We start from the raw sequence: 25195 nt of genomic DNA on the forward strand, positions 1-25195 counted from the left end.
TCATTTTGCTAAAATGACTTCCTGTAAATTAGAAAACTTATTGAGTATATCCGGGATTTTGTTCAAGATTTGGGTTTACTGCGAGTGCAGCATTGGGTATTGGATACAATAGCCTTTCCTTACCGGAAGTGCCTGGTTTTTCCTGGAAGGGCTGCAGGAATTTACCAAACCGGATCAGGTCCTGCCTTCTCCAGCTTTCCCAATACATTTCCCTTCCTCTTTCATCGAGGAGATTGTCGGCAGTAAGGGTAGCCAGTGCCGATGCCTGGCGTTTTGCCCGAATGCTGTTGACAATAATGAGGCCTGCAGGCGCATTACTGGTACGCAATAACGCTTCTGCTTTCATGAGTAAAACATCAGCATAACGGAAAAAGACATAGTCATTGTTGGCATTATCACCATTGAAAAGATCAGGCGGATATTTCACTACCCGTATACCGGTGACTTCCAGGTTGGCGCCTGTTTCTATTAATTTTACTTCCCGTGTAAAGGACAGCAGGCGTGAACCGCTGCGGTCTGTTAAATTAGCGCCGCTTTTATTCACCTGCTGACCCAACAATAAGCCTACCCGCAATCCAGATGAATCTGTAACGCCGGGATAAGCATCACCCCGCCGCTTATCGGCAGCTTCAAATTTGTCATAAAAGTCGGACAGCGTGGTAAATCCATTCCACCCGCCACCGGGTATGGGAGAATTGTAATGCAGGGAAGAATAGTACCTGCTACGGGCGCCATTGCCATTTCTATTGATACCGGGCCCGTTTTGCTGGGTAAAGATGTTTTCGGATGATGCCGTATGATTGTTCGGCGCAAAATTATCATAGAAGTTATCCTCCAGGCTGTATTTGCCGGTAGCGGTGATCTGATCGGCCAGGGTAATTACCTGGTTCATATCAGCAGCGTCGAAAGTTGGCGTTTCACGATTGGCAAAAACACCTTTGTTGAGATAGCATTTCATTAGTAATACCCTTGCTGCATCCCTGTTGGCCACAAAATCGTCAGAAGTAGCAGGAAGATCATTAAGGATTGCATTTAGATCTTCTACAATAAAGTCCAGTGCCTCTATGCCTTTCAATACTTTGGGTGGATTGAGCAGGTTTTCGCCCGGCTCACGGAAGGGGACCTGTCCATAAAGATCAAGCACCGTAAACATAGCAAAGGCACGCAGGAATTTTGCTTCAGCGGCCTGTTGAGCGTTGGGATTAAAACTTAATACGTTGGTGGCATTAAAAACAACGCCCAACAGATTGTTGAATACATCGCGTACATAGGTGTGATCGGCATTCCAGGTATGCGTATGCAACACCCTCCATACGCCGTTGTCATCCCAGTCGCCGGCCCGTGTGGGTGGCAGGGCTTCATCGGTACTATGCTCCTGTAAAGCCCAAACATTGGCCTGGTCCTGGAAAGGTAATTGCAGCCCATCATAGGTTGCTTTGAGCAAGGCATTTACGTTGGATATTCTTTCTGCTTCGGCGCGGGGAATATCGCCTCTCAAATCCTCTTCCAGCTTTGTACAACTGAGCACAAGCAGGACCGGCATCATCAGTAGTATTATAATTTTCTTATGGCTCATACAATCTTTTTTTAGCTGTTAAAGAGTAAATCTGACGCCAAGGATAAATGATCTTGGTGTTGGATAAGGTGAATATTCAATACCAAAAGAGGGCACTCCATTAACCTGTTTGTCTGTATTCACTTCAGGATCAAATCCACTGAAATCGGTAATGATGAAGAGGTTTTGTCCGGTAACGAATACATTGGCATCCCTGATCACTTTGCCCAGATTGCCTATTCTATAACTGATGGTTGCATTGGTAAGCTTCATGTAATCCCCTTTCTCGAGGTAACGGGAAGAGGTAGTAAGGGCATTGGAGAGATTTTCCTGTACATCGCCCGCTACCAGGGAAGAAGCGATATTACGGCCACCAATGAGGTTGCCAATAGGCAATACCGAATTCAATGTATTGTTATAGATCTCATGGCCAAATGACCCATTCATGTTGACAATGAGCAGCCAATTTTTCCAGGTCAGATCCGTACTGATGCCCAATATGCTAGTGGGGTTAGGATCACCGATATAAAAGAAAGTGTTGCCATCATCGGTATAGGTACTAAAACCGGTAGCCTTATCTATACCGAGGAATTCACGTACAAAGAATGAATTGAGCGGACGACCATTGGCAAGCCTTTGTACGGTGGCCCCTGAAACACCCTGACCGTGAATGGCGCCGGTCAATACAGCCGGCCCATTGTAGCCATTCAATTCGTTTTTCAGGAAGGTGGCATTAAAGCCCAGGTTCCAGCGAAGGTCTCTTTTCTGTATTAATACGCCTGTAATACCTGCTTCAAATCCTTTGTTCACCACTTCTCCATCGAGGTTAATCCAATATTTGGTAGCCGGCGCAGGCTGAATGGCGTCAAAGTTGAACAGCAGGTCGGTGGTCTTTTTATTAAAATAATCCAATGAACCAAAGAGGCGGTCTCCAAGAATAGAAAAATCAAGACCTACGTTAACGGCTGTCGATGTTTCCCATTTAAGGTCGGGGTTGGCCACGTTTACCTGCTGGAATGCGCCTTGTGAAAAACCAAATCTTTCCTGGGCAGACCCGGCGGGGAATTCCTGGTTACCGGTTTTGCCCCAGCTTACCCGGAAGTTAAGGTTGTTAAAGATGTTGGAATTGCTCATGAACTCTTCATTGGTAATGGTCCATGATGCCCCAATGGAAGGGAAGTAACCGTAGCGGTTGTTTTTCCCGAATTTACTGGAACCATCCGCCCTGAAAGTAGCCATGAGGCGAAAACGGTCGTCATAATTAAATGCCGCCCGTCCGAAGAAAGATTGTAATTCAGAGATGGGATCGGCAAAAGAGCCTATGTCCCGGGTACTCTGGGAGGTATTCTGGAAGTAATTGGTATAGTTGATGAAGCTGCTCAGGAAGTCCCTGCCCACCATCCATGAACCTTTGTTATCAAATTTCTGGTACTCATAGCCTGCTACCGCATTCAAGTTGAGCTTAGCGGCTATTGCCTTGTTAAAAGACAGTGTATGCGTAAGCTGCTGGGTGGTCAATTCATTGGTACCTGAAAAAGCGATCCCCCTGTTGACTACCTGCTCCAGGTTGATGAAGGAAGCTATCTGCGCTTTACGGGTGCCCACGCTGCGGTTTATACTGAACAGGATCTTATACTCTAACCAGTCAGTAAATTTATAGGAGGGTGAAATGCTGGCAAGTACAGAGGTGATGTTGGAGACATCATCATAAGCTTCTGACATCGCCAGCGGATTAACGGTTGTGGAACCATATTCTATATCCAATGAATCACTGGCTTTGCGCAGGGGCCTGGTAGGGTTCCATTGCAATGCCTGGTTGATAAGGCTGCCTGTAAATCCGGCATCGTTGGAAATAGGCGCTATGTGTTCAGTATTGTGTGAAGCGAGGAGGTTGAAATCAATCCCCAGCTTTTTGCTTTCCAGGAATTTATAAGCGCCATTGATATTGGCGGTATATTTTTTAAAGCTGGTCTTTCTAACAATACCATCCTGATCAAGAACACCCAATGAGATACGATACCGGCCATTTTCATTACCACCACCGATAGATACATAATAGTTTTGGGTGACGGCAGTGCGGGTGATTTCATCAAGGGCATCTACGTTTCCGCCCTTATCATTGCCGGTAAGGCCATATTCGGTTTGTGCAGCCCTGTATGCATTGCCATCCAGCACATCAAACCGTTTAAGTATCCTGCTGATACCTGCATTTGCACTCACATCAATCCTGGGCTGGCCGGTTTGTCCCCGTTTGGTGGTAATAATCACCACCCCATTAGCGCCCCTGGAGCCGTAAATGGCAGTAGCAGAAGCGTCTTTCAGGATGTCGATAGAGGCAATGTCATTGGGATTGATAAAGTTGAGCGGGTTGGCATCAGGCGTTTGCCCCACACCACCAATGTTTACACCGGGACGGGCTGTACGGCCGTCGAGCGGGAAACCATCTACCACAAATAAAGGTTGGTTACCCGAACGTACAGAGGCATTACCCCGGATGCGGATGGTAGCTGCGCCGCCCGGCGCACCACTGTTATTAATCATTTGTACACCGGCTACTTTACCCTGGATCAATTGATCCGGAGAAGTAAGGATACCCTGGTTAAAGTCTTTGGATTTTATGGATGCTACTGCCCCCGTAAGATCCTTGCGGCGGGCGGTACCATATCCCACTACCACGACTTCGTTCAGGTTGAGGTTGCTGGCTTCCAGGGCAACATTGGCAACTGTTTTCCCGGTGATATCGACCTCAAGGGTAGTGTACCCTACAGAAGAAACTACTAAGGTGGTGACGCCTTCACTTACATTGATGCGAAAGGAACCATCTGTACCGGTAGATGTGCCTTGGGTAGACCCTTTGGGAACTACAGAAGCACCGATAACCGGTGCACCATCTTTTGAATCTGTAACCTTTCCTGTGATGATCTTGTCCTGGGCGAGACTGGCGAGGCTGATAGACAATGCCAGCAATAGCAAAACAGCTGCTGTAAACAATCGTTTTGATGTCATAGCAATCAGTTAGGTAGTTATAAAATGGCGGAATGTAACGTGTAGCTTATACACAATTTAACATTTTCCTACCTATTTTTCAAAAAAATTTAACATTTATCTCAGGACAGTACATGATGCGGTTTTGATAATTGGCCTGAGAGGGCGAAATCTTGATAAGAATATCATTGTCAATATGATAAGAAATTGACAAGTGAACTGCCGGCAGTAGGGTTGCAGAATGGTGAGAGTAATGGCTTAAAGCCATATAATAAAACTGCGAGGCTGCAAGCCTTCGCAGAGCAGCCTCGCAGGGTGGTAATAATATGATGCGTGGGGTTAATGCACGGCTTCTTCCAGTCTTACTTTGCCGTCGGAGAATTTGGCGGCATTGAAACGATAGAGTTTACCCGGCCTGTGGGGCACATCCTGCTCCAGCTCATTGACATCAATGAGCCAGTCCATGAGGAAGAATTTCTTGCGGAAGTTGCGGCGGTCCAGCTTGGTGCCATGGATGGACTCATAGAGGCTCTGCAGCTCCCGGAGGGAAAATTTCTCCGGCAGCAGGTTGAACACGATCGGGTGCTCGTCGATCTTTGATTGTAACTGCTTTAAGCAGGTATCCAGTATTTTTTTATGGTCGAATGCAAGAGTGGTTATCTCGCTCACCGGATGCCAGTGTAATTCATTGTGTGCCAAATCCAACTGGTGATCCTTGACATTGATGAGGGAATACCAGGCGGTGGTAATTACCCGGCCGGCCGGGTGGCGGTTTACATCCCCAAAGGTATACACCTGCTCCAGGTATACATCATCCAGACCGGTACGCTCTTTCAAAACCCGGTAGGAAGCATTGTCCAGGTTCTCATCGGGCCTTACGAGATCACCCAGTAAAGACCACTGATCATTAAATTCCTCCAGGTCTGACTTGATGAGCAACACTTTCAATTCATTCTCATCGAATCCAAAGATCACGCAGTCTACAGAAAGGGCAATCTGAAAGTATTCCCTGTTCTCAGACCGTAGCTGGTGAATTGTTTTCTGTAATGCTGTTCCCATATTGTTGGTGTTATAGTAGTAAAAGGCTTAATTGATTATTAGTTTTCTGACCACGTTGTTATTGCCAAACTGCAGACGGAGGAAATATAATCCTGTCCGAAGTTTGCCATTACTGAGCTTATGCAAAGGTAATTGATGAACTCCTTTAGCTTTAAAACCAGCATATAGTTCTGCGATCCGTTGACCACTAGCATGCAACAGTGACAACGTTACGCCCGTATTGAGCGGTAGTTCATATTCAATGGTAGAGTTCGATGTGACCGGGTTGGGATAGATGCTTAACCTTGTATTTGAACCCGGATTCTCAGGACCGGTGACCGGGGTCAGCATGTTGGTTATGTTCCGGTTCAAATATACGTGATACTCGCCGGGTTGCAAGGAAATGCTTTGCGAATTGCCGGTGGCAGTAATGGTTTGACCTGTTAAGTAATCATACCAGGTGCCCGCATGCTGAAAGGTAACTGAACCCGTTACAGCCGTCACATCAAAATTTCCCACGACCACTATATCAGACGTATCAGTGGTCAGTTTCAACCATTTGAAAGCCCCGGCAAGATTTGAGGTGATGCGGTCGGTAGTGAAGCCGTTCTTATAAGCCGGGTGGCTGCGTAAAGCCAGCAGCACACTGTAGATATCGTATAGTTTTTTCCTGCCGGCATTTTGCTGATAATCCCATTTGAAAGGTTTGGGATTGGTGCGGCAGGCATTATCAATGGTCCCGTTCTCGCAATAGTTGATAGAGTAATCATACCCCAGCTCTCCAAACTGCCAGATCATTTTAGGGCCGGGCATGGCGAAGTAGAATGCTGCTGCCATTTCATTGCGGCGCAGGCCGGTTACAAGATCCTTTACATTGTACCCGGCAGCGGCATTGCCATATTGTATGTTTTTGTACATAAGCCTTTCCTCGTCATGGCTTTCCATGTAAGCCACGAGGTTGGGCTGGCTCCAGCCTCTTTCCGTATGGATGGCATTCCTGAAATCCCAGCCATCAGGATATCCCATGGTAGCCTGATTAAAGGCATGGTTCATATTACCCCATAATAGCATACCGTAGGCAGCCAGTTCCTTTTCTTCGTCATTGACGCCGAGGTGTTCGAGGATGACATAGCTGCCATTGGATTTTAGCTGGATGGTATCGTAGTATTTTTTCCAGATAGCGATACGGCTGGCATCATAGGCATCCCAGTTGGCCTGGTTGCAATTGTTGCCATCGGCATCACAGGAGGCTTTCTGGGTAAATCCTTTGGAGAGATCGAAGCGAAAACCATCCAGTTTGTATTCCTTCAGCCAGAATTCCACTACCCGGCTCACGAAGTATTGCGTGGCCGCGCTTTCATGGTTGAAGTCGTACCCTACATTGAAAGGGTGTTTGGCAGCCGTATTGAACCAGGGACTTTCTGCCGAAGGCTGGCCTTTACCGGCATCAAAGTATAGCTGGACCATGGGCGATTGGCCAAAGGAATGGTTGAGCACCATGTCCATGATGACGGCTATGCCCTGCTTATGGCATTCATCAATGAATGCTTTGAGGCCGGTTTCCGGGCCATAGTATTTATCGGGCGCAAAGTAAAAGGAAGGATTGTAACCCCAACTGAGGTTGCCTTCGAACTCATTGAAAGGCATAAGCTCAATGGCATTAATCCCCAGCCGCTTCAGGTAGGTTAAGGTATCTTTTAAGGTTTTCCAGTCATGGTTGCCGATGAAGTCGCGCAGCAGCAGTTCATAGATGAGCAGGTTGCGTTTATCCGGGCGACTGAAGTTGTTGACCTGCCAGGTATAAGCCGGTTTGGCTGTTTGCAACAGGCTCACCATGCCGGTTGTTTTCCCGGTTGGGTAGACTTTAAGGTTGGGATAGGTGGCCGCTGTGATGAAGGGATCATTGGCCGGGTCCAATACTTTTTGTGCATAGGCATCTGCTATTTTCAGGGTATTGTCTACTACGTACTGATAGGCATATTCCGTTCCGGGCGTAAGGCCGGTGATGCGCTTCCAGAAGCGCCCGCCATCCGGTGTTTTGTTGCACTGATAGTTGACCGACTCTGTCCAGTTGTTAAACTCACCTATGATGGCTACTTTGTTTTTATTGGGCGCATATAATACGAGGATGGCCGATGTATCGCCCTGCTCGTAGTTGATCCCATCCCTTACACCGGCAGGCAAGGGCTCGATGTGGACTGCCGGGGCAGCAAAAAAGTTAATAGTGTCTGAATGAGTAGTTACGCCATCTGTAACCCTGCCTACGATCTGTTGGTTACCGGCCACTGTGATGGCAGGCGTTGATTGAATATTGGTATTACCGGCAACGCTGTTGATGAGGGCACCATTGAAAAAGAGTTGCAGATTGGCGGTATTGCTGGCAGTATAGGAGACCGCAATAGATTCGCCCACTGCTTTGGTGATGGGTTCCGGAACAGGTATGAACCGGGACTCAAAAGGTGGCGTGATGAACTTGCCGGCCAGGTTGTTGTCATATACTGTTAAATACATATTGCCCATATCAACGGAGGGGTCGGCAATGCGCTGCACCTGTGCGCCTGTTCCATTGCGGAATAACAGGGCCACTTTCCGGATGGTCTCGCCGGCAGGTACTCCAAAGAAAGACCGGATGTTGGGGATGGTATACTGGTACTTGTTGGCGGCTATCCAGGTAGCTTTTGCAGCAGGGTCGGTAGTGCCCCAGCCGAATTTTGAATATTTCCAGTCGGTATTGTTGCTGCTGAGGTTGGTGATAACGCCGATGTGTACATACACATCATTGGTATTGGCATAGTTCAGCAGTCCCTGATTGCCTTTGGTACAATCTACCGTAATGGTCAGCGATGAATTATCGGCCGGAAATTCCGGTGTGGTGGTGAGCAATTGGGCGGAGGTGGTTATTGCCCACCATACTGCACAACACATGGTAAGGATAAATGATTTCATTCGGCAATCGTTTTACTTTACAGGTGACACCTTTTTAGAAAGGTGTCACCTGTAAAGCACTAAACCAGTTTACAAAATGGTATAGGTTCTATTATATTCGTCTACAGTAATAGTGTAGGTACCGGCAGTAAGGGTGATATTATCTCCTCCTTCCCTGATCTTACCGGCCCCATCTGCGCCATAGTTCAGGTCCCAGCCTTCTGCACTAACAAATTTGAATTCAGTGGTCCCGGTAAAAGTGATGGTCTTTTTCCAAACACCATTGCCCTGGTAATCCATGTCGGGCGCATTGGCAGGTGTCCAGTCGCCTACCACCGGTGCGCCGCCTACCATGCGCAGCTTACCCTGGTACATGTTGTATTTCAACTGCTGTACATTGGTGGCATCCCATATTAATCTTGTGTAGGGTGAATAAGCTGCTTTTATATTGGGATCGCCGCCGTCATGGACCAATTTGCCATCCGCACCACCCCACCAGCGATCATCACCAATACCAAAGTTCCAGGGACTGCCGAGTGAGCCATCGTGGAATTTAAATTCATCGGTGCCGGAGGAAGGAACGATAATGAGGAATTTATCACGCTGGAGGTATGCACCCAATAAAGGAGCAGTAGCATTCCATCCCTGCATGTTGCCTACCACGCCCACCTGCTTTTGCTGAATGTAGGCCAGGTCATTTTTTGTATCAATGGTCAGCCGGTAGATGCCGCCGGTGGCGACTTTAAAATTGCCACCTACATTGAAGCCGGTCTTGTAACTACCGGGCGTAGTGCCTGCGCCATTGTCGCCATAACCGGATCCCCAATCGCCTTTGATTTTGAAGAATTTGAATTCGTCATTGTCGGCCAGTTTGATGTAGGTATAGAAAACAGTGCTATAGCGATCTGCTTTCTGGTCTACTACCATTTTCAACGGATTGTCAATGCTCCAGCCGTTTACGCTGCCTACGAGATAGAAATTCACCTCGCGCAGGAAAGCGATATCGTTGATGTAGTCGGCGGGTTGTTTCCAGGTACCTGAAGTAGCGATGACGGTCCACTTGAGGCTCACTGTTTGTGAGAGATCGGTGAAGCCATATTTTACCAGTGAATCATTGAGCTGTTTCATGGCGACGCTCAGTACGGTATCCTTACCGCTATTGGCAGCCGCTATTGCAAACAGGGGTGTAGTAAAGGCGCCGTCTTTGCTAAAGGCTACCTGGTAGGTAATGGCGGGGCCTCCTGTTGCCGGCAATGATTTTGTCCAGTTGAATTTAACGCTGTCGGCGGTAGATACCGGGTTGAGTGTGATGGCCGAAGCAGAAGAAGCCGGGCCCAGCAGGATGAAGGCTGTAACGCCGTCCTTCATGCGGGTGATGCTGATGTTCCTGATATCGGATGAGATCAACTGTGTAGAACCATTATCGGCTTTTACGCTCCAGATAAGATCCGTTTTGGCGCCATCGGCAATGCCTTTTGCTTTGAGCGCATCATCCAGTTGTTTATGGGTGATGGTTAGCCGGGCGTCTTTCCCAGCATTGTCTGACGCGATCTCCAATAAGGGAGCTTCGAGACTGCCATTGGTTTTTAAGGCCGCGATCCATTTATAGGCGGGTACTGCATCCACACCAGGCTTGGAGGCCGTCCAGCTTATTTCCACTTTGGCAGTAGGTGTAGCGGCATTTAAAGCGATGGCCGTATTGGTAGCAGGGGCACTAAGGGTGAAGGTTCCCAGCGCCTCTCCGGTGACCGTGCTATCGAAATCTGGTTTCTGGCAGCCGGCGAAGAGTGCGGCGGACAGGACAGCAAACCAAAGAATCTTTTTCATATGCAACATCATTATTAATGTTTAGAGGGATGTTATTTCATATCGGCTAAAGTCACTTCCACAGCAGCCGTGCTGACATTTACCGGTTGATTGTTGGCATCACGCACCGTTCCATTGAATTTGTAGGTGAAGCGGGTGAATTTCTTTCCTGCACCGGGTGTATAAGAACGGGTGGGCACAAAGAAAGCTTTCCACAATTTGGTGCCTGCATTTTTCACCGGCAGTGTCAATGGCTGACCGGCAGAAGTATTGGTATTGTCAAATACTTCCACGGTAACAGAAACCGGCTCCATGCGCTGCTCATCAATGGTAGTGGCGAGGTCCTGGTGGAAGTAGAGCGATACTACATCATTTTGTCCTACCCGCGCCGGGAATAGGCGCAGCATACTGGGCACAAACACCAGCGGGTCAAAAGCATTGACTTTACTATCGCAGGTTTGTTTGCTACCGTTCTTTGTTTTGACCAGGAACTGAAAATGTTTCAGGCCGCCCGGCGTCAGCTCAAACAAGGTAGTACCGGTGAGTTTATAGGTGAATTTGTTGGGTGCGCCGTTTACCGGTGTCATTTTCGCTATGGCAGGTGAATTGCCCCAGTCAACAGAGGGGTTGGCATTGGTGATGCCGTTTTTTTCACTGAAGCCCGACGCCCCTTTATTGGCCCAGGTCCAGATGTAGAGTTCAGCTTCTCCTGCCATGCCGGTACCGGTAAAATCGAAGGAGATGGTGATCTCATCTTCTGCACTAAAAGTAGCCGGGTTGATGCTGAAGTTCTCGAACGGAATACACTGGGCCATGGCCAGTCGGCTACCCAGTAACAGGAGTGAAAATATCAATAGCTTTTTCATAATTGCTTTGTTGGAGGGTTAGCGTGAAAATTCATAATCATACACGATGAGCAATTTGTTGGTCGCTGCGTCGGTGCGCGTAACCTTTACTTTGAGTTTGCCGTTCACTGAATTGGGATAACCGCCCAATGTCATGATTTCTGTTACAGCACCACTTTTCAGTGTAATGTTCTTAGGCGCTTTCACGTCGTCCACCGTCCAGGTACCGGAAGTAATACCGGTAATGGGGGGCGCTGAACCATTGTTGATGGCAAAGGTGGAAGGGGCGCCACTGCTCAGGTTGAAGGTGAGCTGCAGGGAAGCATAGTTGAACAAGGTGGTAATGTCTTCCACTGCATAGGGAAACCCTTTGCGCTGTGACTCAGCATCTGTTTGTATAACCTTTGTCAGTTTCCATACGCCCGAAATAGCAGTCATGTTATCATTGGGATCGCCTATCGGCTCATAGCTATCGGGCCGGCAACCGGCGAATAGTAAGCCGGCTACCAATAATATTGTGAGGAAATGTATTGCTTTCATTTTGCTTAGTTGTATGGGTTATTAATCACAACCGCCTTCCTGGTTCATCTTGAAGGAAGCATTGGCAGCCTGTTCACTAATGGGGAATTGTAATGCCAGCCCGGGACAGTTCCACTGGCCGCCGCGGCGATCAATGCTGGTACCGTTGCGAACACCTATGCGTTTGATCTCCTGTATGCGGTTGCCTTCTCCCACGAGTTCCAACTCTCTTTCGCGGCGGGCAGCAGCGATCACTGTAGCAGCAAGCGCATTATCAGCGAGGTTTTTGCCAGTGCCACCATAAGCACGGGTGAGTATATCATTGATATCCTTAATGGCGGTGCCGAGGTTGGCAGCGCCTGTTTCGGCCCCTGCTTCAGCACGAATGAGTTTTATTTCCGTATAACCCATTACCGGCACATCAAAGTTGTTCTTATTGTATTTGGTGATGACATTGTAACCCGGCACCAGGGTATTGCTGTACCAGGCAGTGCCGCGCACATCTCCGGCTGTGGTGGCCGCAGTATAAAATATATCTGTGACATGGAACCTGCCCTGCGCGCTGAAGCCCACATCGCTGCGGTAACGGTTCCTGAGCTCGCCACCGGGATACAGGTTATTATCTATGAATTTGAACCCAAAGATGATCTCTTTGGAAAGCCCAATTGAAAAACGGTTGGCATAGGAGGCGTCCAATTGGAATTTGTTGCTTTCGATAACCTGACCGGCATAGGAATAGGCATTGGCAAAATCATTTTGCAGGAAGTATACCCTGGCCAGGAACGCTTTGGCCGCCCATTTGTTGGCAAAGCCAAGGGTTACCTGGTCGCCCAGCAGGTTCTCAGCTTTCTTCAGGTCGGCAATGATGGATTCATATACTGCTTTAACGGTGCTGCGCTCACCGGGCGTCACTTCTGCGCTCAGGCGTAATACAATACCATTGTGTGTATTATCGCTGGTGAAACCCCAGGGTTGCGCCCACAAGCGTACTGCATCAAAATGGGTAAGCGCCCGGAGGAAGTAAGCCTGCCCTTCAATATCATTTTTTGCGGTGCCTGCCTTGTCAATGTTTTGCAGCACTTTGTTGCCTATGTAGGCCGGACGATACATATCTGTATATAAGCCGTTTTTATAATCGCCGAAGATGGAGGTCTTGCGTTTAAAGATCTCTCCGTCGTCACCGGTGTATAAAGTACCTATGGCCTGATCCCCCAGCAGGTCTTCTATCCATTGCAGTTTACCATTGTACACTTTGTTACAGTAATCTGAGTAAGCGCTGTTTAAGAGTGTCTGCAGGTCGGCATCATTTTTAATGGCTTGCTCTTCGGTAAGCGCCCCCGCTGGTTTTCGTTCGAGGAATTTGCTACAGGATGGAGCATATACAGCCACAGATCCCAGCAACAATATATAGATCGCTTTTTTCATTGTAGATGCATTTGATGGTTTAGAAAGTAACATTTAGTCCTATCACCCATGATTTCTGTTGGGGTGGGGTGAGGTAGGTAATGTTGGGACTGAGGTTACGGTCTGTCGGGTTTTCAAAATCACGCGCTATCTCCGGATCGCCACCGGGGTATTTGGTAAAGGTGAGCAGGTTCATACCGGTAACAAATACGCGGGCTCCCTTCACGTGTAACCTGGTAAGCAGTTTGGGATCGAAACGGTAACCCAGTGATATTTCCCGTAACCGCAGGAAAGAAGCATCATAGAGAAACATGGTGCTGTTGTATTGCCATTCACTGCTCAGGCCGGCATAGGTGCCTGTGTTCATAGTGAGGCGGGGGAATTTGGTTACATCGCCGGGCTGCCTCCACCTGTCGAGCAGGTCGCGACGGATGACCCAATCCGTGATGATACCCGCCTGTCTTTTGCCGGAACCATCATAGATGTTGCCGCCAATGGTGAAGGTCCATAAGCTGGTAAATTCAAAACCTTTGTAGCTGAGGTTATGGTTCAGGCCACCAATGAAGTCGGGCACTACAGAGCCTACCGGCATCCGGTTATCGAGGCTGAAGGTTTTGGTGAGCTTGCCGCTCTTATCGTACCAGATGGGCAGTCCGTCATCAGGATCTACGCCATAGTAACGTACGAGGTAGTTGGTACCTACGGGGTATCCTACTACCACGCGGGTATCATTGCTGCCCCCACCGGCCGCATCGGCGCTTAATCCACCCAGGCTAATGAGCTCATTATAGTTTTTGGCAATGTTGCCGCCGACACTGAAGGAGAGGTCTTTTTGGTTGATGAGTTTCAGGTTCAGGCTCAGCTCAATGCCCTGGTTGAGTATTTCACTGCCTTCCACATTACGGTAAAAGTCACCAAAACTGTTGGAAGGGGATACAGCAGTATTTAATAAGAGATCGGTCGTTTTCTTATGATAGTAGGCCAGTTCGCCGGTAATACGGTTATTAACAGCCGCAAACTCTATGGCAAGGTCCATGTTGGCTGTTTCTTCCCAGTGCAGATCGGGATTGCCTATGTTGCCGGGATAGAGGGTAGGCTGGGTGTTGTACTGACTTCCCGCGTAGTAAGTATAGTAATATCGCCCGGAAGGAATGTTTGAATTACCAGTGAGGCCATAGCTGGCACGCAGCTTCAGGAAGTTGATGAATTTGAAGTCCTGCATGAAATCTTCCTGGCTGATGGTCCAGCCGGCTGAAATGGTGGGGAAGACGCCATATTTTTTGTTGGGACCAAATTTGGAAGAACCATCACGGCGCACAGAAGCCTGTAAGGCATAGCGCTCTTTGTACACATAGTTTATCCGGCCAAATACACTGGCAAAGGTTTCTGCATTAAAAGCCGGTGAATTGAGCGGGGTACCTGTGGCCTTGATGGAATCGAGCGCGTGCTTGTACAGTGACTTGTTTTTATAAAATGGTTTGTCGCTGTTCTTTTCTACATATACCCTGTTCACAAAGCTCTTTTCCTGGAATTCGATACCAGCCAGGAAGGTGAAGCGGTGGTCATCTTTATAAGTCCAGTTGTAAGTAGCGGTTCCAGAAGCCACCCAGTTTTTGCCCCGGTAAGGGGAACGTTTGGCAATGCCGGGTTTTTGTGTGTCGTTGATCCAGTTGGAAGATTCCCACTGATCATCAATGCCACTCAGGTAATCATAAGAACCATTGACACGCAGGTTTAGGTTTTTGATAACCTCATAATCGAGCATCAACCCGCCTATAAGACGATGGTCAGTATTTCTCCAGAGTGTTTCATTGAGGCGGCGTACCGGATTGGCGCCACCGGTAAACCAGGTCTTGTCATCATTATAAATAGGATAGATCGGCAGTGCTGTACTCATGGCATCGCCCAAACCACCTGCCCAGGCGGCTGGTACACGTTTGTTGATACCGCGGTTGTAAGCGGCGCTCAGCGTAGCCTTGAATTTGGGTGTGATGGTAAAATCGAAGTTGGTACGCAAGCCGAGGCGTGTGTAACTATTGTTCTTCAGATAACTTTGGTTTTCGCTGTAGGTAGCGCCCACGAAGCTTTTCACCAGCTTGTTGCCCTGCGTCATGCTAAGGCTGTGCTCATTGATGAAGCCGGTACGGGTGAGCTGGTCCCACCAGTCGGTATTGTTTTTTTCCGCCTGCTCCCAGGTAAGTCCGCCCGGCAGAGGCGCTTTGCCGGTATTGCCATCATTTTCCCATGCCTCCTGGCGCAATTGCAGCCATTCAGGGCCGCTCACGAAATCGGGCTTGTTGGCATAGGTGGATATTCCGATCTTATTGTTGTAGTTATAGGAAGGCTTACCGCTTTTACCGCGTTTGGTGGTGATGAGGATCACACCATTGGAACCGCGGCTGCCATAGATACCGGCAGCGGCCGCATCTTTTAGTATTTCGATAGACTCAATGTCATTGGGGTTGATGGAAGCCAGCGGGTTCTGGTTCATGGCGCCACTGTTGCCCCGCAGGAATGCATCGGCAATGATGGGAATGCCATCCACTACGTAAAGCGGATCGGCGCCGGCGCCAATGGAAGCAATACCCCGGATGCGGATGACAGAGCCTGAGCCGGCCAGCCCACTACCCTGTATTACCTGCACACCGGGCGCTTTACCCTGCAGTGCGGCTTCAAAGCTGGGCGCTGCAATAGAGGTGAGCTTTTCGGCGCTTACTTTGGTAATGGCGCCGGTAACATCACGGCGGCGCTGGGTGCCATAGCCAATGACCACTACTTCATTGAGGTTGGAGGCAGCCCCTTTGAGGGATACCAGGATAACATCCGCCGCCACAGGCACGTCCTGTGTTTCGAAGCCTACGCCGGAAATGGTTAAAGTGGCTGTTGCTGCAGGAATGGTCAGCGAAAAGCTGCCATCTGATTTGGAGGAGGTTCCCTGTTTAGAACCTTTGGCAGTGACCGAAGCCCCGGCTACCGGTGTGCCATTGCTGGCATCGGTAATTTTACCGGTAACGGTTTTGCTTTGTGCCCATGAAAATACAGGTAGACACAGGAGGAGCATAAGAACTCCCACAAGCGGTCGTTTCGGCATCATAAAAACAAGCTTTCGTTTAGGTATGTAAATAATGTGTATCTGCTACGCAAATATAATGTGTAATTGGTACACATAACCTAATATTTTTTTGACAGGACAAGCTGGTTCGTGGGGACACGAACCAGGGCGGAGGGAGACACTAACCAGGGGGAGGGGATTTTGGGGATTGGGAGGAGGGCAAGAACCTTGTGTAGGGAAGGTTTGGGCGGGGAGTTGTGGTGGAATGTTCTAAGGCTTGTCTGGGAATGGTCAGAGAATGCTCTGAGATAGCTCTAAAATAGTATCTGGCAGAGGAGTCCTGTAGTATTCCCTGAGCTATCCTGTACCATGCTTAGAGCTGTCCCCTACCACTCCCTGAGCATTCCACCAGGCTTTCGGTACAATAGATACCTGGAAAAAGAAAAGGAGCAAACCGGCTGCTGCCATCTTTGCTCCTTTTTGTTTTCTGTTGTTTATTGCTTAGTCAGAAAGTACCTGGTGGAAAGGCTTCGACAGGCTCAGCCTGACACCAGTTTATTCGCTTTTCTTCGTTTTTTCCTGGTTGTATTTGGTTTCGGCCTCTTTGGCTTTTTCGAAGTCCAATACTACGCCATTGATGCAGTACCTTAACCCTGTAGGGGGAGGTCCATCTTCAAATACGTGGCCCAGGTGGGCTTTACAGCGGCCGCATTCCACTTCCGTACGGCTCATGCCATGCGAATGGTCGGGCAGGTAGATGATGCTGGTTTTGCTGATGGGGGCATAGAAACTGGGCCAGCCGCAACCGCTTTCAAACTTGGTGTCACTTTTAAAGAGGGAGTTGCCGCAGGCAGCACAATAGTAGGTGCCCACTTCTTTAGAATGCTCAAAAATGCTGGTGCCAGGCCGCTCCGTGCCTTTCTGACGGGCTATGAAGTAGACGTCGGCCGGCAGCACTTTTTTCCATTCTTCCTCGGAAAGGTTCACTTTGGAAGTGTCGGTACGGGAATAAACGGGGTTGGTACTGTCTTTTTTGGAGGTATTCATAGTTGTTTTTTTCTGGTTGTCTGTTGACTGGGAATAGCTGCACTGCTGCAACAGGGTTGCCAGCAGGAGAATGGCCAGGCATTGTGCTATTCGTTTCATGTGCATGTATTTATAACAAACTTACGTAGTGAGGGTTCGTTCCGGTTGTCGGGCAGGCGACAACAGGCGCAACTTAACATTTTCTTTTGTATTAAGGATTTAGGAGTTTTCCCATGGTTTTTTAATCAGAAACCGGGGAATGTTAAAGGATTTTTAAGGGTGTTCCTTTATTTTTGCCCTTCATCAAGTGACGTAAGTACCATGTTTAACCTGATTTTATTTGGCCCTCCCGGAAGCGGCAAGGGAACCCAGTCTGAAAAGCTTATTGAGAAGTATGGCCTGATCCATCTTTCCACCGGCAACCTGCTGCGGGAAGAGATTGCTAATCAGACGAAACTGGGTTTGGAGGCGAAAAGTTTTATGGACAAGGGCCAACTGGTGCCGGATGCAGTAGTGATCGGCATGATCGGCTCTGCACTGGATGCCAACCCCCAGGCGAAGGGATTTTTGTTTGATGGTTTTCCCCGTACGGTAGCCCAGGCCGAAGCCCTGGACAACCTGCTGGCCGGGAAAGCTTCTGAAATAGCCATTGTACTGGCGCTGGAAGTAGACCGTGAAGAGCTGGTAAAACGCCTGCTGAACCGCGGTAAGAGCTCCGGCCGCAGCGATGACACGAATGAGGATATTATCCGCGCCAGGCTGGTGGAATATGAAAATAAGACCGCTCCTGTGGCCAATTATTATGCGCAAAGCGGCAAGGTGGTGTATGTGAAAGGCGTAGGCAGCATTGACGATATTTTCCATTCCCTGTGCAGGCAGATTGAAGCCCGCCAGTTGGTATAATATAGTTATTCCATGATGTCAGGCTGAGTTTATCGAAGACGACTTCGACAAGCTCAGCCTGATATCGTTTAGTTGATTAATACCTCCAGCCTGTGAGGTCTGCACCTGCAGGCGCCCGTTTCTTTACTTCTTCTGCCCATTTGGTGATGAACATGGAATGATAGCGAAGCCGCGAAATGTAGTTGGGCTGCGTATGATCGCCATTCCAGCAATGTTCGGCGCGATCGCCATAGTCTACTTCCCCTTCATAGGTAGGATTGTCCAATGCTTTTAACATTTCTTCGGTGAGGTACACGGCATTGTTGAGGTAATAGTTGTCCATGTCGCCGCAATAGATGTGCACTTTGCCTTTTAGTTGGCGACCGATCTTTGCCCAGTCCCTTTTCATGATGTAGGAGAGATCATAGTTCTCTTTCCAATAGGCCGCCACACTGCTGTCAATAACGCCGGTCAATTTATTCCAGATGGGTTGGGGATAGCCATCGGCGCCAACTGGTGAATAGACCGCCTCCCAGATGTCGAACTGTTGTCCGCTCCTGCTTTGGGTACCCAGGGCCAGTTCCCGGTAATTCATTTCCTGTAGGGTAGTGCTTACGTGGCCCAGGTAGTTGCGCATACCGGGACGGGGTGTTTTTTTGAAGTCGCTTTCCAGGAAGTAAGCGTTTTTGTCTTTGTACAGGTCTACCACGGTATACGCCCTGAAGTCTATAGGATCGGGGCAGGCTGCATAGCAACCATTGTATTGATCGGGATAGAATACCTGGGCCGCCAACACCTCCCAGCCGCCTGTGCTGCCGCCATACATAAAGCGCGCCCATCCCTGCCCGATACCACGAAAGCGTTTTTCAATTTCCGGAATGAGTTCATAGGTGATGGCGTCGCCATAGGGGCCGAGGTTGGCACTATTCACCGCATAGGAATCATCATAGTAAGGATTGGCATGTTGTATTTCGATGGCGATGACGCGCGGGAAGGCAGGGCCGGTCCACTGTTTATAAAAGTTATAGGCTTCCTGCTGCACGATCTTATTGTAGCCTGTTAGTTTGAAACGCTCTATGTAATCGGGTTTGAGGGCAGAGTCGGGTGGCATGGTCCTGAAGCCGCTGAAGTTGGCCGGAAAGTGACCATGAAAGATGGCGAGCGGATATTTTACATCAGGATGGGTATCCCATCCTTCGGGCAAGAGGATATGGGCGCTGAGGTACATGGGCCTTCCCCAGAATTCGGTGAGCAGCCTGCTTTGTATTTTGATGTGTTTGATGTATCTGGTGTCTTCCGGTTCTTTTACCGGTGGTATGCTCTCTGTTAGTTCTATGCGTATGATATTTTTCAGTTTTGCATCAATACGTATTTTGACCGGTTTAGAATAGAGGTTGCCGGGCGCCTGGTTCCATTGTTGTCCTTCGCCACGATCCATGGGCAGCTTTACGGTATGGCCGTCTTTGCGATGGAAGGTTTCATAGCGATGCAGCAAAGCCTGTACATAGTATTCTCCCGGCGGCACATTGGCGATGCTTTGAATGGGATAACCAAATGCCCTGCCGGTGATTGTTTTTGATTCGCCGGCTTTCCAGTTCTCTACGTTTGTACCAAATACGAGTTGGGTTTGCGGACCATCTATTATTTGAAAGCGGGGTTCTGCGCGGTTGTTATTGGACAATAGCAGTAATAAACGACCATCCAGTGGCTGACTGCTGTGTTTTGCGGACCAGGTGATGAGAACAGGTTGTTGTGCAGAAAGGAGGTATGTGTTGAAAAGGAACGCAAGGATGATAAGGTATCTCATAGCAGGTTGGTTTTAGCTGCTATAAGATAGGAATAAAATCAAAGTAATGTTCAACGCGCAATGCTCAATTTTCAATGCTCACAGGAAAGTAAAGGGAGGGGTGAAAACCCCTCCCGGATCGTATGTCTAAATGCTTGTACCCAATCCTTAGATAATCAGAGCACTTAGGAATTACAAGATTATTGAAGTTTATATTGACTTACTACTATAAGATGCACCAGTTGCAGGATTGAAAGCATGAACCAACAGGAAGGCTGTTTCTAGGCAGCTACAGGCTTTAACATTGCTTTTGTAAACGGTGGAGCTTGTTTTTGATCTATTACTGTATAAAACAAAACGGAGGAAACAAGTTATGAAAAAGATCTTTACACTCGCTGCGATCCTGATTGGTCTTAGTGTTGCATCATTGGCTGCTGATCGTCCGAAGAAAGGAAAGATTTCAGTGACAAGCAATAGCCCTGCCACGATCTTTGTTAAGATCGATGGCCAGCGATATAACCTGGACCGCAAGGATTTTGTATTGAACAGCATCAGGCCGGGTAATCACCGGGTGGAAATTTACCGTATGGAACGCGGTGGCTTTTGGGGCTCGATGAGAACAAGGATTATTTACAGTGACTATGTGTTTGTAGCTCCCGACCAATTGGTGAGCCTGAATGTGAACCGTAACGGTAATGTGGTGGTAAGAAAATCAGACCTGGACCGTTATGATCGTGATGGCCGTGATGACAGGTGGGGCAATGACAGGAATCATGATCATGACCGTGACCGTGATTATGGCCGCCGGGATGATGACCGCAGGTGGTAAGCGAATAAGGAATTTGATAGAACCAAAAGCCTTCCAGCAATGGAGGGCTTTTTTGTTGCTACAAGCAACGAAATAAAACTGCGAGGCTACAAGCCCTCGCAGAGCTTAGTATACGGCATCGTAATCGGCTTTAACGTCGACGGTGGTGTATTTGCCTTTTTCTACGGTAACGGGGGCAATGTTATTTTTGTCATCGAAGAGGTTGGCATAGAAAAGGCTGTCTTTTTTGACGAAGAGGGAGTATTGGCCCGGAGGCAGTTTTATTTTGAATGCCCCTTTTTTATCGGACTGGACCTCTTTGATGAGTTTTGTATTGATGGTAGTATAAAAGGACCCTTCCCGGGCTTTTTTCACCTGGCTGATATTGGTTAATTCATAAATATAAAGGGTGGTTTGGAGGGGTTGCGGGGCGGGGGGTGGTTCATCGGGAGAAGGCATCTGATTGCCCTGGACCCGGTAAATTTTTCCTTTTATTCCCTCCCTTTTGCAGAAAATGCACGTATATGAACTAAGCAATATTATGAGAGGCAGTAATAACAGTGGTTTTACAAGCTTTTTTATCATTTTCGGGCCGTTTATGATTAAATTTAAGGGTTGATTAGCAACCGGGATTTCCAATATATCGTTTTTTAATTAACTGCAAAAACTTTATGCCTAAACAGAAAATTGTACCCCTCTTTATTGTTCTTACAGGATTGTATGCCAATACACTTGCCCAAACGGTTACCCAAACCGCTACTTTGCGGCGGGCCGCTACCGAACAGGCTGCAAAGGAAAAGAACTTCGCCACAGAACTGAAGAAGATAGCCAAAGCAAATAACTGGCCACTGGCCTATACCAATAAGCTGGGTGGACTGACCCTGCTGACGGGGATTGACGCCCAGGGCTACCCCCTTTATACGAGCACCGAAAATAATATCCTGGCGGCAGCCACTATGGGCACGAATAAGCTGTGGCCCGGCGGCAGCACCGGCCTTAATCTTTCCGGCTCTTCGGCCAATGTAAAGGGCAAACTGGGTGTTTGGGATGGTGGCCGTGTACGGCCCACCCATGTGGAACTGACCGGCCGCATTACCAATAAAGAAGCCGGTACCGTTGCCATTAATGACCACTCTACCCACGTAGCCGGTACGCTGATGGCTACGGGTGTAAATCCCCTGGCCAAGGGCATGTCATTTGGCCTGCAGGAGTTGATTGTATACGATTTTGCAAACGATGAATCCGAGATGCTGAATGAATCGGCCAATAATATGCTGGTATCGAATCACTCCTATGGCATTGTTTCCGGCTGGGTTCGCAATGAGACAGCCAACCGGTGGGAGTTCAGGGGGCAGTGGGGCGCTAATGAGGATTATAAGTTTGGCTATTATTCAGATGAGGCGCGACTGTGGGACTCAATCGCTTATAATGCCCCTTACTATCTTATTGTTAAATCGGCCGGGAATAACCGTAATGTGAACGGACCTACGGTAGGCAGCACTTACTGGCGGTATAGTGCTCCCGACCCCAATACTGGCGCTATCACAATGATCAATGCAGGCGCCCGGCCTGCCGGCATCAGCAGTAATGATGGTTATGATATTATCCCTACGTATGGTACGGCTAAGAATATTCTCACGGTCGGCGCCATTGAGCCGATCGCTTCGGGCTATAACCTTCCGCAGGATGTGGTCATCTCTACTTTCAGCAGTTGGGGGCCTACCGATGACGGACGTATTAAGCCGGATGTGGTAACTGATGGGGTAGATGTGTTGTCTTCTATTGGCACTACCGATAATTCTTATGCTTCGTATAGCGGTACTTCCATGGCCTCTCCTGCGGCTGCAGGTTCCTTGTTGTTATTGCAGGAATATTACTCCAAACTACATAGCGGCGCCTTTATGCGTTCTGCTACTTTGAAAGCCCTGGTGATCCATACGGCTGATGAAGCCGGTACTTCACCCGGTCCCGATTATATATATGGCTGGGGGCTTATCAACACCGCCAAGGCTGCCGGTGTGATCACCACTGCTAATAATAACAATAGTAATCTTATTGTTGAGAATACGCTTAGTACCGCAACTCCAACTTATACGACTAATGTCGTTGCTTCCGGCAACGGATCACTAACTGTTACGCTTTGCTGGACTGATGTAAAAGGCGAGCCCCACGCGCAAGAGGTTGACAATAGTTCCCTGAAGCTGATCAATGACCTGGATATCCGGATCAAGAAAGGAGCCACTACTTACATGCCCTGGATACTGAACCCGGCTGTACCCGCTGCCGCAGCCACTACGGGCGATAATTTCCGGGATAATGTAGAAAAGATAGCCGTAACAGATGCAGTGCCTGGAGAAACTTATACGATTGAGATCACCCATAAGAATACACTGGCCAGGGGTTCACAAGCTTTTTCATTGATTGTAACCGGCGCGGGTGGTGTGGCCCGTTGTACTTCTGCTCCCGGCTCTACAGATGGCGCCCGCATTGACAGTGTTTCTTTTGGCGGCATTCAAAAACAAAATGTTGCCGGCTGTACAGGCTACAGCAATTTCACAAATGTTACTGGCACTGTGGAACCTAACAGTGCTTTACCGCTTTATATAAAGGTGAATGCCTGCAATGGCGGGGCTGTGGATAAGATCGTTAAAGCCTGGATTGATTTTAATGGAGACGGTGATTTCCTGGATGCGGGAGAACTGATAGCCGTCAGCAATGCCATTAACGGAGATGGCGCACTCGCTACTAATGTAACCATCCCGGCCGGTATTGCACCCGGCAATTACGTGTTGCTGCGTGTTATTGTACAGGAAACTTCCAATGCCAACGATGTAGCCCCCTGCGGCACTTATGGAAAAGGAGAAACACAGGATTACCGTATACGCTTTGGTATCCCCTCCAATGATGTGGGCATCGCCAGCATTGTATCGCCCCTGAGCTCGGGCTGCGCCAGCGGCGCACAGTATGTAACTATCCGGTTCCGGAATTATGGGGCTACTGCCAGGGATAATATTGCTTTGTCGGGCACGGTAAAAGATGGAGCAACTACGGTAGCCACTTTAACCGGCACTTATGTTCCCTCTGTACCCGACTCGACTGAAATATTGTATACTTTCCAAACACCTTTCAATCCTGTTGCCGGTAAAACGTATACAGTTACCGTTAAAACGACTATTGCTGGTGATCAGCGGACTTCGAATGATGAGCAGACCATGACGATGACCGTAGGCGGTGAGACAACGGCCCCTGTGGCACAGGCTGAGGTATGTAATAATACGAGTGTATTGTTAAAAGCTACGAATGCAGGCCCTGATCTTATGCTGTGGTATGAGACTGCTGCCGCCACAACTCCTTTGGCCGCGGGCGCCAATACTTTTACCAGCGTGATCAAAGCAGACAAAACCTATTATGTAGGGCGCAATGACCTGGTGAATGCGAAGGCAGGCCCTGCCAATAAAGCAGTATTGGGTGTAGGTAGTTATGGTTCGTTTACGGGTAATTATATGAGGTTCACAAACCAGGTACCGCTGACCATTGAAACCGTGAAGCTGTATATTGGCGCTGCCGGCAAGGTTGAACTTACTTTAGGAGAAGTAGCTACGGTTAACGGCAACCAGGTTAATACTTATTATCCGCTGGCCACCACCACCCTGAATGTGTATCCCACCAGTACAGGCGGGGATGATCCGGGCGCTGTTTTTGCCCTGAATTTTGCGTTGACTGATCCCGGTGATTATATTATTGTTATCCGTTGCCTGGAAGGCGCAACGATCTATAGAAATAATGGGGTGACCGGTAATCCTTATCCGTTCGCTATTCCCGGCGTTTTCTCCATTACCGGCAATAGTGCTGCTGATCCTGCCACAACAAACCCCGATCCCAATTATTTCCAGCGGTTCTATTATTTCTTCTATGATATGAATATTAAGGTCAGCGGCTGTCCCAGCAGCCGGGTATCTGTGGTAGCCGGCACATCGGTTACACCGGTGGTTACCCTGAATGGCAGCACGCTCACCAGCAGTGTGGCTACGGGCAACCAGTGGTACCTGAACAGCAACCCGATCGCAGGTGCTACCAATCAAACTTATACCGCTACAGCAAGTGGTGTTTATCAATCGGTGGTGACGACCCCGATGGGCTGCTCCAGTACTTCCAATGAGGTCACGTTTGGTGTTACCGGCATTCCGGATGTTGATCCGTCGGAGATCGGCCTGAAGGTGATGCCTAACCCCAATAATGGCCGCTTTATGCTCGACTTTACGGTGAATAAGAAAGCCGACCTGGATATTATTATTTACAATGCAGTAGGACAGAAGGTTTTCAATAGCCGCACACCAGGCTTTATTGGTCATTATGTACAGCCGGTGGAAGCAGGCAAACTGTCGGCCGGCATTTACCTGCTGCAGGTGCAGCATGATAATAAGAGCTATCTGAAGAAGCTGATTGTGCGGTAAGAGAGCTGCGGGCTTTGAGCTACGAGCTGCGAGCCGCTTGCTTCGTTACTAAGAAAAAGGGTGAGCCGCCTTTGGAAGGCGACCCACCCTTTTTCTATTTCATCTCCTCC

Annotated in this window: 15 protein-coding genes; 3 read left to right on the forward strand and 12 right to left on the reverse strand. The window is 48.6% G+C overall.

Annotated elements, in window-relative coordinates:
* Positions 1-37: 37 nt before the first annotated feature.
* The 10 genes from HB364_RS04010 to msrB form a co-directional block, all read right to left on the reverse strand.
* Positions 38-1576, reverse strand: coding sequence for a RagB/SusD family nutrient uptake outer membrane protein (locus HB364_RS04010; protein ID WP_167286597.1), 1539 nt, complete (start codon positions 1574-1576; stop codon positions 38-40).
* A gap of 18 nt (positions 1577-1594) precedes the next feature.
* Positions 1595-4561 carry a SusC/RagA family TonB-linked outer membrane protein gene (locus HB364_RS04015; RefSeq protein WP_167286598.1) on the reverse strand — a complete coding sequence of 989 codons (2967 nt, stop codon included), beginning with the start codon at positions 4559-4561 and terminating at the stop codon, positions 1595-1597.
* A gap of 318 nt (positions 4562-4879) precedes the next feature.
* The gene (locus tag HB364_RS04020) at positions 4880-5599 is read right to left on the reverse strand and encodes an NUDIX hydrolase (RefSeq protein WP_167286599.1); all 720 of its coding nucleotides are present in this window, start codon (positions 5597-5599) and stop codon (positions 4880-4882) included.
* Positions 5600-5626: 27 nt separating this feature from the next.
* On the reverse strand, positions 5627-8524 hold the full coding sequence (locus tag HB364_RS04025) for an alpha-amylase family glycosyl hydrolase (RefSeq protein ID WP_167286600.1): 2898 nt from the start codon (positions 8522-8524) through the stop codon (positions 5627-5629).
* Positions 8525-8593: 69 nt separating this feature from the next.
* Entirely contained in the window at positions 8594-10330 is a 1737-nt protein-coding gene (locus HB364_RS04030) for a SusE domain-containing protein (RefSeq protein ID WP_167286601.1), read from the reverse strand.
* A gap of 32 nt (positions 10331-10362) precedes the next feature.
* On the reverse strand, positions 10363-11175 hold the full coding sequence (locus tag HB364_RS04035; protein WP_167286602.1) for a hypothetical protein: 813 nt from the start codon (positions 11173-11175) through the stop codon (positions 10363-10365).
* Between the two features lie 18 nt (positions 11176-11193).
* On the reverse strand, positions 11194-11694 hold the full coding sequence (locus HB364_RS04040; RefSeq protein WP_167286603.1) for a DUF5004 domain-containing protein: 501 nt from the start codon (positions 11692-11694) through the stop codon (positions 11194-11196).
* 21 nt (positions 11695-11715) lie between these two features.
* Positions 11716-13098 carry a RagB/SusD family nutrient uptake outer membrane protein gene (locus tag HB364_RS04045; RefSeq protein ID WP_167286604.1) on the reverse strand — a complete coding sequence of 461 codons (1383 nt, stop codon included), beginning with the start codon at positions 13096-13098 and terminating at the stop codon, positions 11716-11718.
* A gap of 19 nt (positions 13099-13117) precedes the next feature.
* A complete protein-coding gene (locus tag HB364_RS04050; protein ID WP_167286605.1) occupies positions 13118-16171 on the reverse strand; it encodes a SusC/RagA family TonB-linked outer membrane protein in 3054 nt (1017 codons plus the stop codon).
* 513 nt (positions 16172-16684) lie between these two features.
* Entirely contained in the window at positions 16685-17275 is a 591-nt protein-coding gene (msrB, locus tag HB364_RS04055; protein ID WP_167286606.1) for a peptide-methionine (R)-S-oxide reductase MsrB, read from the reverse strand.
* A gap of 201 nt (positions 17276-17476) precedes the next feature.
* Between msrB and HB364_RS04060 the strand changes: the two genes are divergently transcribed.
* Positions 17477-18058: an adenylate kinase gene (locus HB364_RS04060; protein ID WP_167286607.1), complete on the forward strand. Its 582-nt coding sequence runs from the start codon at positions 17477-17479 to the stop codon at positions 18056-18058.
* Between the two features lie 76 nt (positions 18059-18134).
* Here the strand turns inward: HB364_RS04060 and HB364_RS04065 are convergent, their stop codons facing one another.
* Positions 18135-19844: a hypothetical protein gene (locus tag HB364_RS04065; protein WP_167286608.1), complete on the reverse strand. Its 1710-nt coding sequence runs from the start codon at positions 19842-19844 to the stop codon at positions 18135-18137.
* A gap of 352 nt (positions 19845-20196) precedes the next feature.
* On the opposite strand from HB364_RS04065, the gene HB364_RS04070 reads away from it, so the two are divergent.
* Positions 20197-20652 (forward strand): hypothetical protein, encoded by a 456-nt coding sequence (locus HB364_RS04070; RefSeq protein ID WP_167286609.1) that lies wholly within the window; start codon positions 20197-20199, stop codon positions 20650-20652.
* A 105-nt stretch (positions 20653-20757) separates the two neighbouring features.
* On the opposite strand, the gene HB364_RS04075 is transcribed toward HB364_RS04070, so the two are convergent.
* Entirely contained in the window at positions 20758-21090 is a 333-nt protein-coding gene (locus HB364_RS04075; protein ID WP_167286610.1) for a carboxypeptidase regulatory-like domain-containing protein, read from the reverse strand.
* 212 nt (positions 21091-21302) lie between these two features.
* Here HB364_RS04075 and HB364_RS04080 point away from each other — a divergent pair, with 212 nt between their 5' ends.
* Positions 21303-25085, forward strand: a complete 3783-nt coding sequence (locus HB364_RS04080; RefSeq protein ID WP_167286611.1) for a S8 family serine peptidase — start codon at positions 21303-21305, stop codon at positions 25083-25085.
* Positions 25086-25195: the final 110 nt, after the last annotated feature.

The organism is Paraflavitalea devenefica (assembly GCF_011759375.1).
GTDB classification, from domain to species: domain Bacteria; phylum Bacteroidota; class Bacteroidia; order Chitinophagales; family Chitinophagaceae; genus Paraflavitalea; species Paraflavitalea devenefica.